We start from the raw sequence: 16,521 nt of genomic DNA, 5'->3' as shown, positions 1-16,521 counted from the left end.
ACGTAGCGATGCACCAGCGCGCGGCATCGCAGCATCCATCTCGTGCCGGTGTACGGCACCGTCAGCACACAAAGGAGTCCGAGATGACCATCGTTCTCGACCAGCTCTCGCCAACCACACAGGATGCTGTCGCGCGCACACGCCAGCGTGTCAGCGAACTGCATGCTGAGCTTCCCCGCAACCAACTCGTTGTCTGGACAGCTGGCAACGTGTCGGAGCGTGTGCCGGGCGAGGACCTTTTCGTGATCAAGCCGTCCGGGGTGTCATACGACGAACTGTCGCCCGAGGTGATGGTGGTGTGCACGCTCGACGGCGGGAAGATCGACGACGGCACGCCCGAGCATCTCACGCCCTCGTCAGACACGGCTGCGCACGCATACGTCTACCGGCATATGAGCGACGTCGGCGGTGTCGTACACACACACTCGACCTACGCAACCGCGTGGGCGGCGCGCGGCGAAGAGATTCCGTGCGTGCTCACGATGATGAGTGACGAGTTCGGCGGGCCCATTCCCGTCGGTCCCTTCGCGGTCATCGGCGACGATTCGATCGGGCGAGGAATCGTCGAAACACTTGAGCACTCGCGGTCGCGCGCAGTGCTCATGCAAAATCATGGCCCGTTCACGATCGGGAAGGACGCTCGGGATGCTGTGAAGGCAGCCGTCATGTGTGAAGAGGTGGCGCGCACCGTGCACATCGCCCGGCAGCTTGGCGACCCGATCGCGATTCCGCAGCAGATCATCGATTCGCTGTTCGACCGCTACCAAAACGTCTACGGGCAGAGCGGAACGTCTGCCCCTGCCGACAGCCCATCATCGCCACAGGAGGCATGAGCAATGAAGAATCCCTTCGAGTCCCGTGAGATCTGGTTTCTGACCGGAAGCCAGGGACTCTACGGCCCGGAGACCCTCGACCAGGTTGCGCAGCAGTCGCAGCAGGTTGCCTCGCTGCTCGACGACGCCGCCAGCATCCCCGTGAAAGTCGTGTGGAAGCCCGTGCTCACCGACCGCGACGCGATTCGACGGACGGCGCTCGAGGCAAACGCTGACGACGCGTGCATCGGCGTTGTCGTGTGGATGCACACCTTCTCTCCGGCGAAAATGTGGATTCTCGGGCTCGATGCGCTGCGCAAGCCGCTTCTGCATCTGCACACGCAGGCGAACGTCGAGCTGCCGTGGGGCACCATCGACATGGACTTCATGAACCTCAACCAGGCGGCGCATGGCGACCGCGAGTTCGCCTACATGGCGACGCGCCTCGGCGTCTCGCGCACGACTGTCGTCGGGCACGCGTCGACGGATGCCGTGCGCGACCGTGTCGGACGCTGGGCTCGGGCCGCGACGGGCTGGGCCGAGCTGCATCAGCTGAAGCTCGCCCGCTTCGGCGACAACATGCGCAACGTGGCTGTCACCGAGGGTGACAAGACAGAAGCCGAATTGCGGCTCGGCGTCTCGGTGAACACGTGGGGCATAGGCGATCTCGTTGCCGCCGTCGACGCGGTCACCGAGGATGCCGTCGACGCGCTCGTCGCCGAGTACGACGAACTGTACGACGTCGCGCCCGAGCTGCGCGCGGATGGCGAGCGGCACGAGTCGCTGCGGTACGGGGCGCGCCAGGAGCTGGGGCTGCGCTCGTTCCTCGAGGAAGGCGGCTTCGGCGCATTCACCACCAACTTCGAAGACCTCGGCGGGCTTCGTCAGCTCCCCGGCCTCGCCGTGCAACGGTTGATGGCGGACGGGTACGGCTTCGGCGCCGAGGGCGACTGGAAGACGGCGATTCTTGTACGTCTTGCCAAGGTCATGGGCCACGGGCTTCCCGGCGGCGCATCGCTCATGGAGGACTACACCTACGAGCTCACGCCGGGCAAAGAGAAGATTCTCGGCGCGCACATGCTGGAGGTCTGCCCCACTCTCACCACGGCGAAGCCGAGCCTCGAGGTGCACCCGCTCGGCATCGGCGACCGTGAAGACCCCGTGCGGTTGCGCTTCACCGCCGACCCCGGCGAGGCGATCGTCGTCTCGATGTCTGACATGCGCGAGCGGTTCCGCCTCGTCGCGAACGTCGTCGACGTCGTCGAGCCAGACGCCGAGCTTCCCCACCTGCCCGTCGCCTGCGCGGTGTGGGAGCCGAGGCCCAGCTTTGCCACATCGGCATCCTGCTGGCTCACCGCCGGAGGCGCGCACCACACGGTGATGACGACGGCGCTGACCCTCGAGGTGTTCGAGGACTTCGCCGAGATCGCGCAGCTGGAGCTTGCCGTCATCGACGATGACACGACACCGCGCGGCTTCACGAATGAGCTGCGCCTCGGGCAGGTCTACTACCGTATGGCCCAGGGGCTCTGAGACGGGAGAGTAATGAACACAGCACCCTCGTCGCGGATGGCCGGCGCAGACACCATTCGGCAGGGACGCGCGTCACTCGGAATCGAGCTCGGCTCGACGCGCATCAAGGCGTGCCTCGTCGATGAAGCGGGCGTGCAGCTTGCGGCAGGATCACACACGTGGGAGAACGAGCTCGTCGACGACAACTGGACGTACGCGATCGACGACGTGTGGGGGGGACTGCACGCGTGCATCGCCGATCTGCACGCCACCGTGCGGGAACACTGGAGCATTGAGCTGACGCAGGTCGCGGGGCTCGGCGTCTCCGGCATGATGCACGGCTACCTCGCCTTCGACAGCGACGGCGAGCAGCTCGTGCCCTTCCGCACCTGGCGCAATACCTACACGACGGATGCCGCGGCGCGCCTGACTGCCGCTTTCGGCCAGAACATTCCGCTGCGCTGGAGCGTCTCGCACCTGCTGCACGCGGTCATGGGCGGCGAAGAGCACGTCGGGCGCATCGCGCACATCACCACGCTCGCCGGGTATGTGCACGCAGCCCTCAGCGGTCGCCGTGTGCTCGGCATCGGCGACGCGAGCGGCGTCTTTCCCATCGACGACGCCACACACGACTATGACCGCGCGAAGCTCGAGGCGTTCAGCGGGCTCGCGGCTGTCGCCGACGTTCCGTGGTCGCTCGCGAGCATCCTGCCCGAGGTTCTCGTCGCCGGTCAGGATGCCGGTGAGCTCACAGCCGAGGGGGCAGCGCTTCTCGACCCCACCGGCTCACTGCAGCCGGGCGCTGTGATGGCGCCGCCGGAGGGCGATGCTGGAACCGGCATGGTCGCGACGAACAGCGTGCAGCCGCGCACGGGCAACGTCAGCGCGGGAACGAGCGCGTTCGCCATGGTCGTACTCGAGAAGACGCTGGGTGGCGTGCGTGAGGAGATCGATCTCGTCACGACGCCTGCGGGCGACCCGGTGGCGATGATCCACACGAACAATTGCACGGGAGACCTCGACGCGTGGCTGCAGATGTTCACCGAGTTCGCGGGACTTCTCGGCGCCGACATCGATCAGACGGCACTGTACCGCCTGCTCTACACCCACGGCTTGACGGGCAGTGCGGACGCCGGCGGGCTTCTCGCCTACAACTATCTGTCGGGCGAACACCAGACCGGGGTCGAATCGGGCCGTCCGCTGTTTGTGCGCGGTCAGAATGCGGACTTCACGCTCGCGAATCTCGTGCGCGCGCACCTCTACTCGGCGTTCGGCGCGCTTGCCACGGGAATGCAGGTGCTGTTGCGCGACGAGAATGTGGCGCTCGACGAGCTGTTCGGCCACGGAGGCATTTTCCGCACGGTCGGGGTCGCGCAGCAGGTGCTCGCGGATGCTCTCGACACCTCGGTCTCCGTCAGCAAGGCCGCGGGCGAAGGCGGGGCATGGGGTATGGCGATCCTCGCTGCATTTGCGGCGCGTCAGGCGGCAGCATCCGGTGTCGAGTCGACGCTCGCGCAGTACCTTGCCGACGTGGTCTTCACGCAAACCGAGTTTGAGACGACACAGCCCGACGCCGACGGGGTGCGCGGCTACGCCGACTGGCTGGAGCACTACCGGTCCGGCCTTCCGGTGGAGCGGCTTGCGGGGGAAACTCTGCGCTGACTGCCCGGCACAGCGCGCCATGCACCGCCGTGACCCACCGTGCCTGCTGTCATCTGCGGTCAAACTGTCGCGCCGCGGCATTGCAGAACGACCGCAGATGACAGAGTGATCAGTGCCTCGAGATGCGCCAGTCCGAACGTGGCCGAGGATCGCGAGGGAGACCCGCCCGAACAAGTATTTCGCTGAGTCGTTGGCCAACATGAGCGTCGGCCCACAACCATCGCGCCATGCCCTGGCTCGTGGCGCGCATTCGGTCTTCGCGCACCTTTTCGGAGAACACGATGTCTTCGATGGAGCGACCTTTCGTATATGCATCACGCGTGTACTTCGTGAGTCCATCGAACTCGCCGAGCAGGCGGAACTCCGGCCACGCCTGGTCAGCTTCGCCGATCAGACCCTCGTCGTCACGCACGGCTACCTGCAGTTCTGGTTCGGGAAAGCCGAGTTGGTACTCCTGAACCCGACTGATCGATTCTCCGAGGCTGTCAGCTCCGTCGCGAGCAAAATGGAGCACGTTCTCTGCGCGGGCGAAACCGTGTGCGCGGGCGAACTGCAGATTGCGTTCGCGCAGATGCTCGAGATCGACACGCGGCGCATGATTGCGGTCGTCGCTATGACGCCGAGTTCGCACCCCAGCGTCGACCATTCCGACAGCGCGGCCAAATCGCGTCGTTCGAGCGATGTCGAGCAGAGTTCGCATCGGTGACGTGATGAGAAAACCATCGCATTCGACGATGTCGTCGTCACTGAGTCTCACCTGATGCCACCTGACCAGTGGCACGCTGCGGCGCGGAGTGGGACTCGCCGCGTGCACGACCGAGCCGAAGTATCCGTACGCAGGGTAATTCAGAAGAGCGGCAGCCGAATCGCAGCAAAACACGAGCTGTGTGCGGTGCCGCGCTTGGGCGGCCTGCATATATGCGACGTGCTTTGACCGGTCGTCGAGCGTGCTCCACACAGCAGGGTCGATGTAGGCACCGCGGCCGAGACGGCGCAACGCACCGCGTTCGTACTGGCGCCGAACGGCTCTGCTCGCGTTATCGATGCCGTTGCCGCGGGTTGTGAAGAGAAGCGCTTGCCGGGGGACGCGAAGTTTTTGGAGGGTGTCGTTCATGACGACGACTCTCTCGGTAGATGTCAGTATGTGCCATTCACACGTCGCAACTTGTGCGTAAAGGGCAGTTGTGACGCGGTTGTGGACGGAGAAGGCGGCGTGCGCTGAACGCTGCGGTCGTTCTGCCACGCCGCGGCATGACAGAACGACCGCAGGAGTCAGAACGGGACAGTAGTTCTGTCGGCTTCGGCGAGCTGACGGAGCTGCGGCACGATGTCGCCGATGCCGATCTCGATGCGCGAGTACACCTCGTTGTTGAGTACGAGTGTGCCCTCGAAGTCGCCCGAGTTCGCGTAGAAGCCGACGGGCGCCGTTGCGGCCTGGAAGAACCCAAAGAGTGGACGCAATGCGTGTTCGATGACGAGTGCGTGCCTGTCGCTGCCTCCCGTTGCCACGAGAATCACCGGCTTGTTGGCGAGCGCATACTGCTCGACGAGGTCGAACAGGTGCTTGAACATCCCCGGGTAGGTCGCGCGGTACACGGGAGTAGCCGCGATGAGCACGTCGGCGGTTTCGACAAAGCGCAGCGCCTCCTCGACGTCGGGCGTCACGTCATCTCGCGTGATCGCACCCGTGAATCCGGAGCCGAGTCGATAGACGTCGACACGGTGGGTTTCGATGGGCAGCTTGTCGGCGAGTGACGATGTGACGAGCTCGGTGAGCCCCATCGTCTTTGATCGTTCGGTGGGGCTGCCGTTGACGACGACAACATTAAGCGGGCGTGTCATGCTGCTACCTCCTCGCGCGATGCGATCTCGCGCCTCACGACGGGCGCCACCTCGGTTCCGAGCAGCTCGATCGCCTTCAGATGCTCCTTCTGCGGAACGCCGCCAAAGCCCATCTGCGTGATCGCGCGCGAAATGCCGTAGACCTCGTAGTACGTCATGATCTTGTCGATGATCTCCTGCACGCTGCCGACGAGCAGAACCCCGGGCTCTGTTGCTTGGGCGTCGAACGCTGCACGCGGAATGTCGAAGCCCTCGCCGCGCTGATGGTTGTTCTCGCGCATGCCACGTGCAAAGTACGGGAACATCGTGTCGCGCGCGCCCTGGCTCGTCGTGCCGACGTAGCCGTGGGCGTTGATGCTGGTTCGCAGAGAATCCTCGCTATGACCGGCAGCCGCCGCGGCCTGGTGATACAACGCCGCGGGTCGTTGCATCTGCGTGATCGGGCCAAGTAGAAGGGCGAGCGCGATCGGAAGGCCGAGCTGCCCGGTGCGCACCGCAGATGCCGGTGTTCCACCGACTCCCACCCAAATGGGCAGGTCTCCGATCGGACGTGGGGTGACGTCTGCATTTACCAGCGGTGCACGGTGGGCACCGCCTTCCCACGTGACGGGGTTCTTCGCTCGAATGGCGAGCAGGGCGTCGAGCTTCTCGCGAAAGAGATCGGCGTAATCGGCGAGGTCGTAGCCGAACAGCGGAAACGACTCCGTGTACGAGCCGCGACCGGCAATAATTTCGGCGCGTCCACCGGAGAGCAGATCGAGAGTGGCGAAGTTCTCGAACACGCGCACGGGGTCATCAGAACTGAGGACAGTCACCCCGCTCGTGAGTTTGATCTTCGAGGTCTGGGTCGCGGCTGCAGCGAGAACCATGTGCGGTGCAGACGCGACGAAGTCCGTGCGGTGATGCTCGCCGACGCCGAAGACGTCGATGCCCGCCTGCTCGGCAACGCGTGCCTGCTCCAACGTCTGCATCATGCGCTCGGAGGGTGACGGCATTGCGCCCGTCGAGAGGTCTGTGGTGAGCTCCCCGAAGGTGAGGATGCCAATTTCAAATGCCATGTCGGATCTGTCCCGTCAGTTCTTCGCTGTGATGTTGTCGTGAGTGTGAGCTGGTTCATTCGCCGTCCCGTAGGCATGCCCCCAGCTGGTGATGTCTTCGAGAATCGGCAAGAGCGCGAGGCCGGCAACGGTGAGCGTGTAGCGCACGCGCACGGGGCGGGTCCCCACGACCGCTCGTTCGATCAGTCCGTCGGTCTCCAACTCACGCAGACGCTTGGCCAGCATGGTGTCGCCGATGTGCCCGACGAACCGGCTGATCTCGGCAAAGCCGGTGCAGTCGCGGCCGATCGCCTCGATGATGATGCCCGTCCAGCGGCGACCGATCACGTCCATTGCCGTGACGAACGATGGGCATGCGCCGCCGACCGCCTCCTCGTCGGGAAGATCAGGCCGCGAGGCCGTTTGTTCCGTCATATCTCGCTCCACTTTCTGTAGTCACTACAGATAGCAAAGCCTCATTCGCAAATATTCCCGCGCGTGGGACACAGCGCGCTCGGCAGCAGTTTTCGCAACCCCTGGTAAAGGCGAAGGCCGACGGTCATGATGGGGATATGAACACCGACAGTGGAAAGCACGCGGGCGATCGTGATGACAACGAGGGGTTCGCGCACAGGTTCGACCAGACAAACGAGCACGTTGACGGGTTGCAGGGCGATGCCGACGACGCTGAGAAGGTAAACGAGCGTCTCGGCGAGGGCGACGATGTTCCGCCCATTGTGGCCGCACCGACGGGCGGAACGCCGCAGGGCATTGTGCCGCCCGTGCACGCACGCCTTCCTGCTGAAGAAGAAGAGAAGGACATCGAGGGCAAGGACCCCGACGCCTGAGGGTTGCGTGACTCGTCCGCTTAGAACCAGATGCTCAGTCGCGGTGCCACGGGCGAGTGGAATGCTGCGCTGAGCATCTCGATCGCACCATCGGTGTGCGCCGCAATGCGTCCAGCCCTGTGCAATGCCAGGGCTGACGTGCCGCCGACGTAGATCAGCGTGAGGTCGCGTTCGCTGAGCGTCGCGTGAGCGGCATCCGCTGGCACATCACCCTCCAGGCGCGACACGGATGCTGTTCCCGCTGCGTCAATCTCAAGAAGAAAGCGGCCCTGTGCAAACTCGAGCGGGTCGACGAGATCGAGCACGATGCTGCCCGCCCGGGAGTACGTGCGCGCCTCGAGCGCCGCGACGGGGTCAAGGATGCGCAGCCAGAGGTGATCGTACGGCGCCACTTTCGCTGCGCGAACATCGCTGAGCTGCCAGAGCATCGGCTCGTCCGTCGACCGAAGATCGGCCTCAACGAACCGCACGAGGTCGAGTTCGAGCAGATAGCGCCACAGTCCGGCGTAGGCGTCGTCTGTCGCCGCCGCAAGGTGAACGATTGTCGCGGTGAGCTTGCCGTCGGTGCCGTCTTTTACCCGGTACGCCGCGATTCCCTGCGGTGTGCCGGCAGCATCCGTGTACTGGACGGCGCGCAGATCTTTTGCCTTGTCAGCCTTGCCCGGCTGGTAGTCGATTGTGCCCGACCACAGTGCGTCGTCCAGCGCGATCTCGCCGGGGTTGCGTAGACGCGCGCGCTCGAAGATGTCGCGGCCCGATGTATGCAGCTCATCGAGCTCGATGAAGCGCACGCGCCCGCGAGCAGTCGGGCCGGCCCATTTTCCGCGCGTGGTGTCGACGGTGATCTTCGCCACACGCGCAGCGGGAGCGAAACCGAAGCGGCCGTAGATGGTGGCTTCGGATGCCGTCAGAGCGGCGACCGGCACGTCGCACGCTGCCGCGGTGCGCAGCTCCGATTGAATGAGGTTGCGGGCGATGCCTCGGCGGCGGTGAGTGGGCGCGACAGTGACAGCGCTGATTGCCCAGGTGGGCACGGTGCCTCCGCCCGGAACGCTCAGCGGCGTTTCCCACGTGCCGATAGTTGCTACGGGCTCGACGTCGGACTCAGTGGCATCCCACACCCCTGTCGTGCGTCGATACGCGGTAGTGCGCAGCGTGAACTCGACATCTTTCTCGTCGCTGCGCTCGCCGTAGAATCCGCGATTGACGACGGCTTCGAAGCCCACCGCCGTGTCGTGATCGTTTGCGATGTCAAGAAGCTCAAGGCTCAGCTTCTGCTCGGCGAGGTTGGCGGCGGCTGTCGTGTCGATGGGTGCGTCGGTGAAGTCCACCCACAAAGCCTAGCGGTGCCGGATGACGTCGGCCAGGACGCGCGCGGCAACCATCGCTAGGTGCCCGACGTCGCCTCAATGTGAGCGATGCTCCGGCTCACGCTGTTTGCCAGATGTTCTTCCATCGCAACATCCGCCGTCTCAGGATCGTGACGCTCTAACGCTTCGACGATCACACGGTGCTCCTCGTGCGCTTCCGCTGCCCACGCGGCCTCACGACCCGTGCGCGCGCGAGCGAGTCGAAACTGCGTCGCCGCAGTATCGGCGGCGTCCACGAGACGTTGGTTGTGTGACGCATTCAGCACGGCTTGGTGGAAGTCGAGCTTCTGAGGGTAATCTCCACCCGATTGAATCGTGCGGTCAGAATAGTCGAGCAAGTCGTCGATCTCGCCTGATCGAATCGCCTTCTCGGAGTGCGTGAGGATCAGCCGAATCTCGTTCAACTGTGCGATCGTGGCGCGTGAGGCCGCAAGCCGGGCAGCCCGTGATTCGAGTGCGATTCGCAGTTCGCCGAGTTCGCGAATGGAATCGATGTCGAAGTCCGTGACGAAGGCGCCGCGACCCGGAATGAAATGCACGAGGCCCTGGCCCGCAAGGGTCTGCAGGGCTTCTCTGATGGGCGAGCGGCTGATCTGAAGTTGCTCAGAGATCGCCAATTCGTTCAAGCGTTCCCCAGGGCCATACCCGCCGCTCAGGATCATCTCGCGCAGCAGACCCACCGCTGTCTGGGCGAACGAGCGCGTTTCGAATGCGCTGGGCACCATGACATTCTGCGCGTGTGGTGTGCGGCGCTGAGGCATTTTTGCTCCAGAGTATCGGGACCCGCCCCTCGACAAATCGGGCTGGTTGTGGGCGGGTCTTGCTGCTGCTCAACTTACCCGATGGCTGTTCGCCACTTCGGGCAACTCGCTTTCGCGTTGATCATTCAATGAGCGCGAGAAGATCGTCGATCGTTGCGGCTTCTGCAGCGAGGATCACCTGCTCAACCCTGTCGATATGCCGTTCAGACAGCGTCGCGCGAGCCAGTTTTCTAAACTTTGCGCGCACATCGTTGACGCTCATCGGAAAGTCGGCGCTTCCTTTCGCGTGAACACGTTCATCGGTCAGCGTGCGGCCATCCTTCAGGTCGACCTCGAGGTAGGTGGCGTGACGCATCGCATCGCCGCCTGCGTCGATCGCGGGGTCGGCCTCAATGGTGACCCTGCGGCTGAAGTCGACGAGCTGAGGGTCGACGATCCGCTCTGGTGAGAACTGATCGACGAACGCATCGCCGTCTGCCAGCACCACCGAGACGATATAGGGAAGGTTCATCTGAGCGGTTGTCACGCTCTCTGGCTGGTACGACCAACCGACATGCTTGAATGTTGCGGTGCTGCAGCGGATTCTCACCGCCGCGACATCGTCGCCCGTGATCCCAAAGTGCTTCCGCATGTCGAGGAGGGCGTCGATCGTGGGGTGGCAGCTTCCATTCGTCGAATACGGCTTAAATCCCACTTCGCCGATCTGCCAGTCTTCGCCGAGCCCCGAGAGAATGAGATCCGGATTCGACGTCGGCGAGAACGTGGAGAGGTAGCCGCCGTACGGGTTCTCGAGGATGTCCGGGATGCCGAGAAAGCCTCGGTCTGCGAGAAGGGCAGACATCAGTCCGGCCTGGGCCGCGTGCCCGGCGTGGTATCGCTTCACCATTGACGAGAACTGGGACGACATCAAGCCGGAAGATTGTGATCCTGCGGTTCCCATAGCGTTGAGCATGCGTTTCGGGTTCAGTCCGAGGATGCTGCCTGCGGCCACCGCCGCTCCAAACGTGCCATGCGTTCCAGTGGGATGCCACCCGTGAACCAGGTGGGCGGCGCCCATCGATCGCCCGACGCGCGCGGCTGCCTCGTACCCGGCGACCATGGCCGTCAGAAGGCTCCGACCCGAGACGGGAGCTGAGCGGAGTCTCGCCGCCGCAAGTGCGGCGCTGACGACGACGGAGCCAGGGTGAACGATGGAATCACGGTGAAGATCGTCGAGCTCGAAGGCATGGATTGCCATGCCGTTCACGAGGGCTGCGTTCGTCACAGAGACGCGCTCACCACGCGCCCAGAGTTCGGCTCGTGCTGTCTCGTCAGTCGCGAGCACAGTCTGCTGCACGATGCGAACCCAGGGCAGGGTCGTGCCGAAAAGGCCGCATCCGATCGTGTCGAGCAGGCACAGCTTGGTGTGCTCGATGACCGGAGCCGGGATGCTGTCGTAGCTGAGCTCCGCAGCGAAGGTTGCGAGCGAGGCGGTTGGAGATGTCTGTTCGGAGGAAGGCATTGTCACTGTGTCTCCGTGAACAGTGAGAGAAGATTCGTCATATCGTCGAGAGTCTCCAGGTCGTCGACAGTGCGTCTGATGCGCTCCGCGGCTCCGTCGGGGAGGAGTCCGTCGGTCAATCCCCTGAACTTTGCGCTCAACTCATCGCGTGACAGTGGGTTCTCCTTCGAGCCTTTGGGATGATCGACAACGCTGCGCAGAGAGGACCCATCGGCAAACGTGACGGTCATATCGCATGAGACCCCTCGCTGCAATGAGGCATCCGGTTCAACTGTCGTTGTGGCCACGAGGCGTCGGATGTCAGTACGCTCCAGATTCTGATCTGCAAATTGGTCGGGCATGGCCGCGCCGAAGACGAACGTCGCCGCTACCGCGTACGGCAGGCTGACCTGTGCCTCATGGAACGTCTGCGGATGCGCATTGAGATGATAATGAGCCCAATCCGGATGCCGTTTGACGACGATCGTCTCGATCGCATCGACGGATGCCCCGGCACGAGCTCTGATGTCAAGGGCACAATCAATCGCATTGTGAATGGGGCGAGCCGCGGAATGCGGTTTGTGCTCGACGATGATCGGAAACCCGGAGTCGAGCCTGTCTCGGGCTGCGCGCTCATCGAGCTTGCCCGCGAAGGCCTGACCGAAGCCTCGCTCTCCTTCGAAGATTGTGTCGGCCCCGGTGAAGCCGCGCTGCGCAAGTTCCGCCGCAACGATTCCGTTGCGCGCCGCCGGCCCCGGGTTGAAGCGCTTCTGCATGGATGGCCCGTACATTTCCATGAGCCCAGAGGCCTGCGCTCCCGCGAGACCGAAGGCGTTCGTGAGTTGCTGCGGGGTGAGCCCAAGGAGTCGCCCCGCGGTGGCTGTCGAGGCAAAGACCCCGCACGTCGGGGTCGTGTGAAACCCACGGTTGCGAAGCTCATTGTTCGTCGCGCGGCTCAGGCGCTCCATGATGTCGCAGCCCGCAAGCACGGCGATCAAAAACTCGAGCCCGCTCGAGCGCTGCCGTTCTGCGACGGCGAGAGCGGTTGACACGATGGGCGGGCCAAAGTGAAAGAGTGCCAGCTCATCAACGTCGTCGAGTTCGATGCTATGTTCAGAAATCGCATTAGCAAATGCCGCCTGTGATGCGGGTACGCGCCCGGGTTGTCCGATGACAGTCGAATCGTCAGCTCCGCCCTGTGCAGCGACGTACTCGCGAACGATTCGTCCGGATTCTGCCTGGCTGCCGCGTAGGGCGACGCCGAGGTAGTCAAAGACAAGATCCTTCAGGCGCCTCTCGGCATCCGGCGTGAGGTCGTTCGCCGTGAGTGAGGTGACCCGTGCGGCAAGCGCTGATGCAAGTGTCATGTGCGGAGTCTCCGTGGTTCGGCCGGTGGCAAATAAATTGTCGGCTGTCGACAATTCTGACACTAGCAACAGATCTCACCTTCCACAACGGTCTGTCGACGTTGCAGAAGCCCGCAACTATGACCAGGTTGCGGGGTCGGTGCCGAGTGGGCGTGCGCTGGTTCTGAAGCGTAATGGGGCGCCCTCGACGCGTATATGCGGCGGTATGCGCTTGGCATCCCCCCAGGGCGTTTGCTCGATCGGTGCATCCTCTTCTGCGGCGATGAAGGCAGGCTGCTTCCCGAACTCCTCGCTGATGCCGGCATCGATCATGAGCTCACCGGTACGCGCAAGGGATGCGTGCCAGGACGAGCCGATGCCCTGTGTTTGCCGCAGGATGAGACCGGTAATAGCGGCGGATGCCATGAGGTAGCCAGTCGCGTGGTCGAGTGCTTGTACGGGTAGCGGGAGCGGCTTCCCGGAACGAGCTTTTTTCTGCCCGAGATGGGCTATCCCGTTGCTCATTTGTACGAGGCTGTCGAATCCTCGGCGGGCGGTCCACGGCCCGGTCCATCCGTAGGCCGTAAGCGATACATCGACCAAGCCAGGTCGGATGCTTTCACGCACGTGCTTGCCGAGACCCAGGTCGTCGAGGGCGCCGCGACGAAATCCGTGAACGAAGACGTCAGCCTCAGCCAATAGCCCAAGCAAAATGTCCTTTCCCTCTTTTGTACGTAGATCGAGACGCGCGACGTGTTTGCCGAGGGTTACTTCTGGTTCGGCGGAAGGCTCCCAGAAACCCGGCGGGTCGATACGGAGAACATCGGCACCCCACCCGGCGAGCAGTCGGGTGCCCACGGGTCCGGCGAGCACGCGTGTGAGGTCAAGGACCCTGATGCCAGCAAGCGGGCTCTCGGCGGTGCCGATCTGAGTGGGTGTGCGGTTCGTTGCCTCGCTAGCCTCGAAATCCACGAGCGGCTCCGCACGCACGGCCTCACCTTGCGGATGCGTGAGCCATTCTTCGCGCGAGTGCATCGCGGCTGCGGCTCCACCCGCTTCGACGATTGCCGTTTCGAGCTCCGTGGAGTTCCACGCTTCGACACGCCGACGGACGATCTCTCGGTCCTCTGGAGCCTCAAGAATTCTGAGTGCTGCTGCCAGATGGTTGGGCTTGTTGGTATGCAAACGAATCCAGCCGTCGCTGGTCTGATAATCGCCGGTCACCCCTTCCCAAACTTCAGGCATCGACCAGCCGATCGGGCGGATCGAGCGAAAGAACCAGGAGTTCGCTAAATTGCGATCGACAGTCACGATCGGCGCAATGGAACTTTCCTCCCGGCGAAGCGCCGACACAGCGGCTCCTGCTGTGGCAATTGAGGCCTGGGCGATGTCGCTGACCGCGAAGATCGAGGAGAGAGACTCACCCTGTGTGAGCGTCACATGATCTCTTGTTACGAGTCCTCGCAGCGGAACGAGCATCTGATCGAGGAGTTGTTCTGTGATTGCCGACATTGGCAGGCCCTTCATTGCGGATCATTAATGAGCACAATACATTGGGCGGATTTCGCCGCTTGATCTTGCCGCGAGCCTCGCTGCTTGTGCGCGTCCGTGCGAAAATGTGAGGGGCCGTCAAAGGCTGAAGGGCACAGAGCGGCAACGAGGAGTGGATCCACAGGTGATCGGAATAGCCAGTGCTGAGAGGATCCTGCTGCTCGCAACCGTTGCTCACGAAGGAAGCATGACAGCTGCTGCTGAGGCAGCGGGATACTCCGTATCGGCGATCTCGCAACAGATTCGAAAGTTGGAGCTTGAAGCGGGAGTGCCCCTGCTTCACCGGCACAGTCGAGGAATCTTCTTGACGGATGCTGGTCGCGCAACCGTGGAGCACGCAGAACGGATGCGGGGGCAGATCACATCGCTGCAGCATTCACTCGACGACATCATCGGACTGCGTGCAGGCGCCCTGCGCATGGGCACGTTTCCTACAGCCGGATCGTCGCTCCTGCCTGCGGCCATCAACAGGTTTCGCAAGGAGCATCCCTTCGTCGAACTCACCGTGAGGAGCTTCCGCAAAGCACCATTGCTCGCCATGCTGAGCCGTCGAGAGATTTCGATGAGTCTCCTCTGGGAATACCCGTGGTCGAGGATCGATCACCCCAACTTGGATCTCATTCACCTCATGGACGACCCAACAGATCTGGTTGTTTCGCACACGCACCCCATGGCCGATCGAGATTCGGTCTCTGTGAGCGAGCTCGTGAACGAGATGTGGGTCGTTCGGGCCGAACGGCATCCCGTCATGGAAGCAATAATTCGTGCGTCGAACAAAGTGGGATTCGAGCCAAAGGTCGCCTACGAGGCAAATGACTACCAGGAGGCCCAGGCCATGGTGGCGGTGGGGCTCGGGGTTGCGCTGGTTCCGCGACTCGCGCTCAGCGTGCAGCGCAGCGACGTCAAGGTAATACGCCTCAAGGGGATCGTTCCACGGCGCCGCATCATGCTGGCGAGATTGGCCGATGGGGTCTCTAATCCAGCAGATCTTGCCATGGTGAAGATGCTGATCGAAGCTGCCCAGGGGTTCGGAGCTGGCGGTCAGCCCACGTCGTGATCCGGCGGCGGTCGCGTCGATGGTCCAGGCAAGGCTGCGCTCGACCATGCTGCCACAGCAAGGGTGCCCGCGGCGGCCACGAGAACGCCCGCGGCCCCTGCGGCGACAGCGAGCACTCCGAGGGTCGCAGGGATCACGGTTTGACCGATTCGATTTGCCGCAAGACGCAGCGACATCGCCAGTCCACGGGAGCCGGCCGGTGCCAGTTCTGAGATCCACGACAGCGTCACGGGCTGACAGATGCCGATGAAGAATCCGTACACGGCGGAGAACGTGATGAGTGCTGCTTGCGGCGTTGGCAGTGCGATGGCCCCCAAGGCAAGTGCCGACACTGCGATGCTTCCGACCGCGAGTCGTCGACGCCCGATGCGCCGCACGAGAACTCCGAGGAACAATCGCGAAACCATTGACGCTGCCGCCCGAACGACAAGCATGACACTGACGACGACGGTTGTAAGCCCGCGTTCGTGGCCGAGAAGCGGCATGTATACGACAAAAAGATCGATCGTCGCGAGAACAATGCTCGTGGCAATCAACGCACGAATGACGCCCTTGATTCGGAGGAGCGCGAGCGTGTTCGATGCCAAATTGCCCGTCTTCGACGCACGCAGGTGGGGACTGCTCGAGATGAAGAGCGACGCCGCAAACATGATGAGACTTGCCGTGATGGAGACGATGAGAATCGTGCCGATGGGAGGCATCTCGGGCCGATCACTGGGAAGTGATAGCAGGAGCGGGCCAAACGTCTGCCCGAGTGACGCGGCGAACGTGTAATAGCCGAATACTGAGTCTGCACGCCCGCTCGCAAATCTATTTGCCAGCACGGCTTGCGTCGAGAGCACAGTTGAGAGATGGCCGATGCCGACGAACGCCGTCGCCAGGATCAGAAGGGCAATGCTGTCGGTGAAGATGAAGCCGATGACCGAGGCTGCGAGCATCGACAGCGGGCCGATGACCAGAACGGGACGTTCGCCGATTCGATCCATGATGTGGCCAACCGGAAGTGCAAGGAAGAGTGACGGAAGCGCGAAGGCCGCCGTCAGTACACCGAGAAGACTTCCCGATCCGCCGGCATCGAGCACAGCGTACGACAAGGTCGGCCTCAGCCCGAACGAGAGCGTCTGAACGAGAACGGTCTGGACGAGCACGAGGGCAAATTGGGTTCTCGGTGTCACGCCACACATCCCCTCGCGATCACGACAACGGCATCCTCATTGTTGCCGCTTCTGAGGCCCGACTTCCT

General features: G+C 63.2%; 15 protein-coding genes. 5 read left to right on the top strand and 10 right to left on the bottom strand.

Annotated elements, in window-relative coordinates:
- The first annotated feature begins 83 nt into the window (after positions 1–83).
- Genes HCR76_RS16910 through HCR76_RS16900 form a run of 3 tightly spaced genes read left to right on the top strand, consistent with a single transcriptional unit; the run spans position 84 to position 3,986 of the window.
- On the top strand, positions 84–833 hold the full coding sequence (locus tag HCR76_RS16910; RefSeq protein ID WP_166986482.1) for an L-ribulose-5-phosphate 4-epimerase: 750 nt from the start codon (positions 84–86) through the stop codon (positions 831–833).
- 3 nt (positions 834–836) lie between these two features.
- Entirely contained in the window at positions 837–2,345 is a 1,509-nt protein-coding gene (gene araA, locus HCR76_RS16905; protein WP_166986485.1) for an L-arabinose isomerase, read from the top strand.
- Positions 2,346–2,357: 12 nt separating this feature from the next.
- Complete coding sequence (locus HCR76_RS16900) at positions 2,358–3,986, top strand: xylulokinase (protein WP_198248097.1); 1,629 nt, start codon at positions 2,358–2,360, stop codon at positions 3,984–3,986.
- Between the two features lie 109 nt (positions 3,987–4,095).
- Here HCR76_RS16900 and HCR76_RS16895 read toward each other — a convergent pair whose 3' ends face one another.
- The 4 genes from HCR76_RS16895 to HCR76_RS16880 all read right to left on the bottom strand — a co-directional run bounded on the left by HCR76_RS16895 (position 4,096) and on the right by HCR76_RS16880 (position 7,300).
- Positions 4,096–5,100 (bottom strand): hypothetical protein, encoded by a 1,005-nt coding sequence (locus tag HCR76_RS16895; protein ID WP_166986488.1) that lies wholly within the window; start codon positions 5,098–5,100, stop codon positions 4,096–4,098.
- Positions 5,101–5,258: 158 nt separating this feature from the next.
- Positions 5,259–5,828, bottom strand: a complete 570-nt coding sequence (locus tag HCR76_RS16890; protein WP_166986491.1) for an NAD(P)H-dependent oxidoreductase — start codon at positions 5,826–5,828, stop codon at positions 5,259–5,261.
- Positions 5,825–6,886: an LLM class flavin-dependent oxidoreductase gene (locus HCR76_RS16885; RefSeq protein WP_166986494.1), complete on the bottom strand. Its 1,062-nt coding sequence runs from the start codon at positions 6,884–6,886 to the stop codon at positions 5,825–5,827. The genes HCR76_RS16890 and HCR76_RS16885 overlap by 4 nt, the downstream gene beginning before the upstream one ends.
- A 15-nt stretch (positions 6,887–6,901) precedes the next feature.
- Positions 6,902–7,300 (bottom strand): winged helix-turn-helix transcriptional regulator, encoded by a 399-nt coding sequence (locus HCR76_RS16880; protein ID WP_166986497.1) that lies wholly within the window; start codon positions 7,298–7,300, stop codon positions 6,902–6,904.
- 137 nt (positions 7,301–7,437) lie between these two features.
- Here HCR76_RS16880 and HCR76_RS16875 point away from each other — a divergent pair, with 137 nt between their 5' ends.
- A complete protein-coding gene (locus HCR76_RS16875) occupies positions 7,438–7,713 on the top strand; it encodes a hypothetical protein (RefSeq protein ID WP_166986500.1) in 276 nt (91 codons plus the stop codon).
- Between the two features lie 20 nt (positions 7,714–7,733).
- Here HCR76_RS16875 and HCR76_RS16870 read toward each other — a convergent pair whose 3' ends face one another.
- From HCR76_RS16870 to HCR76_RS16850, 5 genes are all read right to left on the bottom strand, one after another.
- A complete protein-coding gene (locus HCR76_RS16870) occupies positions 7,734–9,044 on the bottom strand; it encodes a GNAT family N-acetyltransferase (protein WP_166986504.1) in 1,311 nt (436 codons plus the stop codon).
- A 56-nt stretch (positions 9,045–9,100) separates the two neighbouring features.
- A complete protein-coding gene (locus HCR76_RS16865) occupies positions 9,101–9,844 on the bottom strand; it encodes a GntR family transcriptional regulator (RefSeq protein WP_166986507.1) in 744 nt (247 codons plus the stop codon).
- A gap of 121 nt (positions 9,845–9,965) precedes the next feature.
- Positions 9,966–11,345: an MmgE/PrpD family protein gene (locus HCR76_RS16860; protein ID WP_166986510.1), complete on the bottom strand. Its 1,380-nt coding sequence runs from the start codon at positions 11,343–11,345 to the stop codon at positions 9,966–9,968.
- Between the two features lie 2 nt (positions 11,346–11,347).
- Positions 11,348–12,691, bottom strand: coding sequence for an MmgE/PrpD family protein (locus HCR76_RS16855; RefSeq protein WP_166986513.1), 1,344 nt, complete (start codon positions 12,689–12,691; stop codon positions 11,348–11,350).
- A gap of 117 nt (positions 12,692–12,808) precedes the next feature.
- Complete coding sequence (locus tag HCR76_RS16850; RefSeq protein WP_198248096.1) at positions 12,809–14,182, bottom strand: CoA transferase; 1,374 nt, start codon at positions 14,180–14,182, stop codon at positions 12,809–12,811.
- 106 nt (positions 14,183–14,288) lie between these two features.
- Here HCR76_RS16850 and HCR76_RS16845 point away from each other — a divergent pair, with 106 nt between their 5' ends.
- Entirely contained in the window at positions 14,289–15,278 is a 990-nt protein-coding gene (locus HCR76_RS16845; RefSeq protein WP_328821995.1) for a LysR family transcriptional regulator, read from the top strand.
- Here the strand turns inward: HCR76_RS16845 and HCR76_RS16840 are convergent.
- Positions 15,263–16,453 (bottom strand): MFS transporter, encoded by a 1,191-nt coding sequence (locus tag HCR76_RS16840; protein WP_166986519.1) that lies wholly within the window; start codon positions 16,451–16,453, stop codon positions 15,263–15,265. The two genes, HCR76_RS16845 and HCR76_RS16840, sit on opposite strands and share 16 nt — an antisense overlap.
- Positions 16,454–16,521 lie beyond the last annotated feature (68 nt).

Origin of the sequence: Paramicrobacterium chengjingii (genome assembly GCF_011751765.2) — a bacterium.
Taxonomy (GTDB): Bacteria; Actinomycetota; Actinomycetes; order Actinomycetales; family Microbacteriaceae; genus Paramicrobacterium; species Paramicrobacterium chengjingii.
The sequence above is the reverse complement of the archived record's forward strand: the minus strand, read 5'-3'. Positions and strand labels throughout refer to the sequence as shown.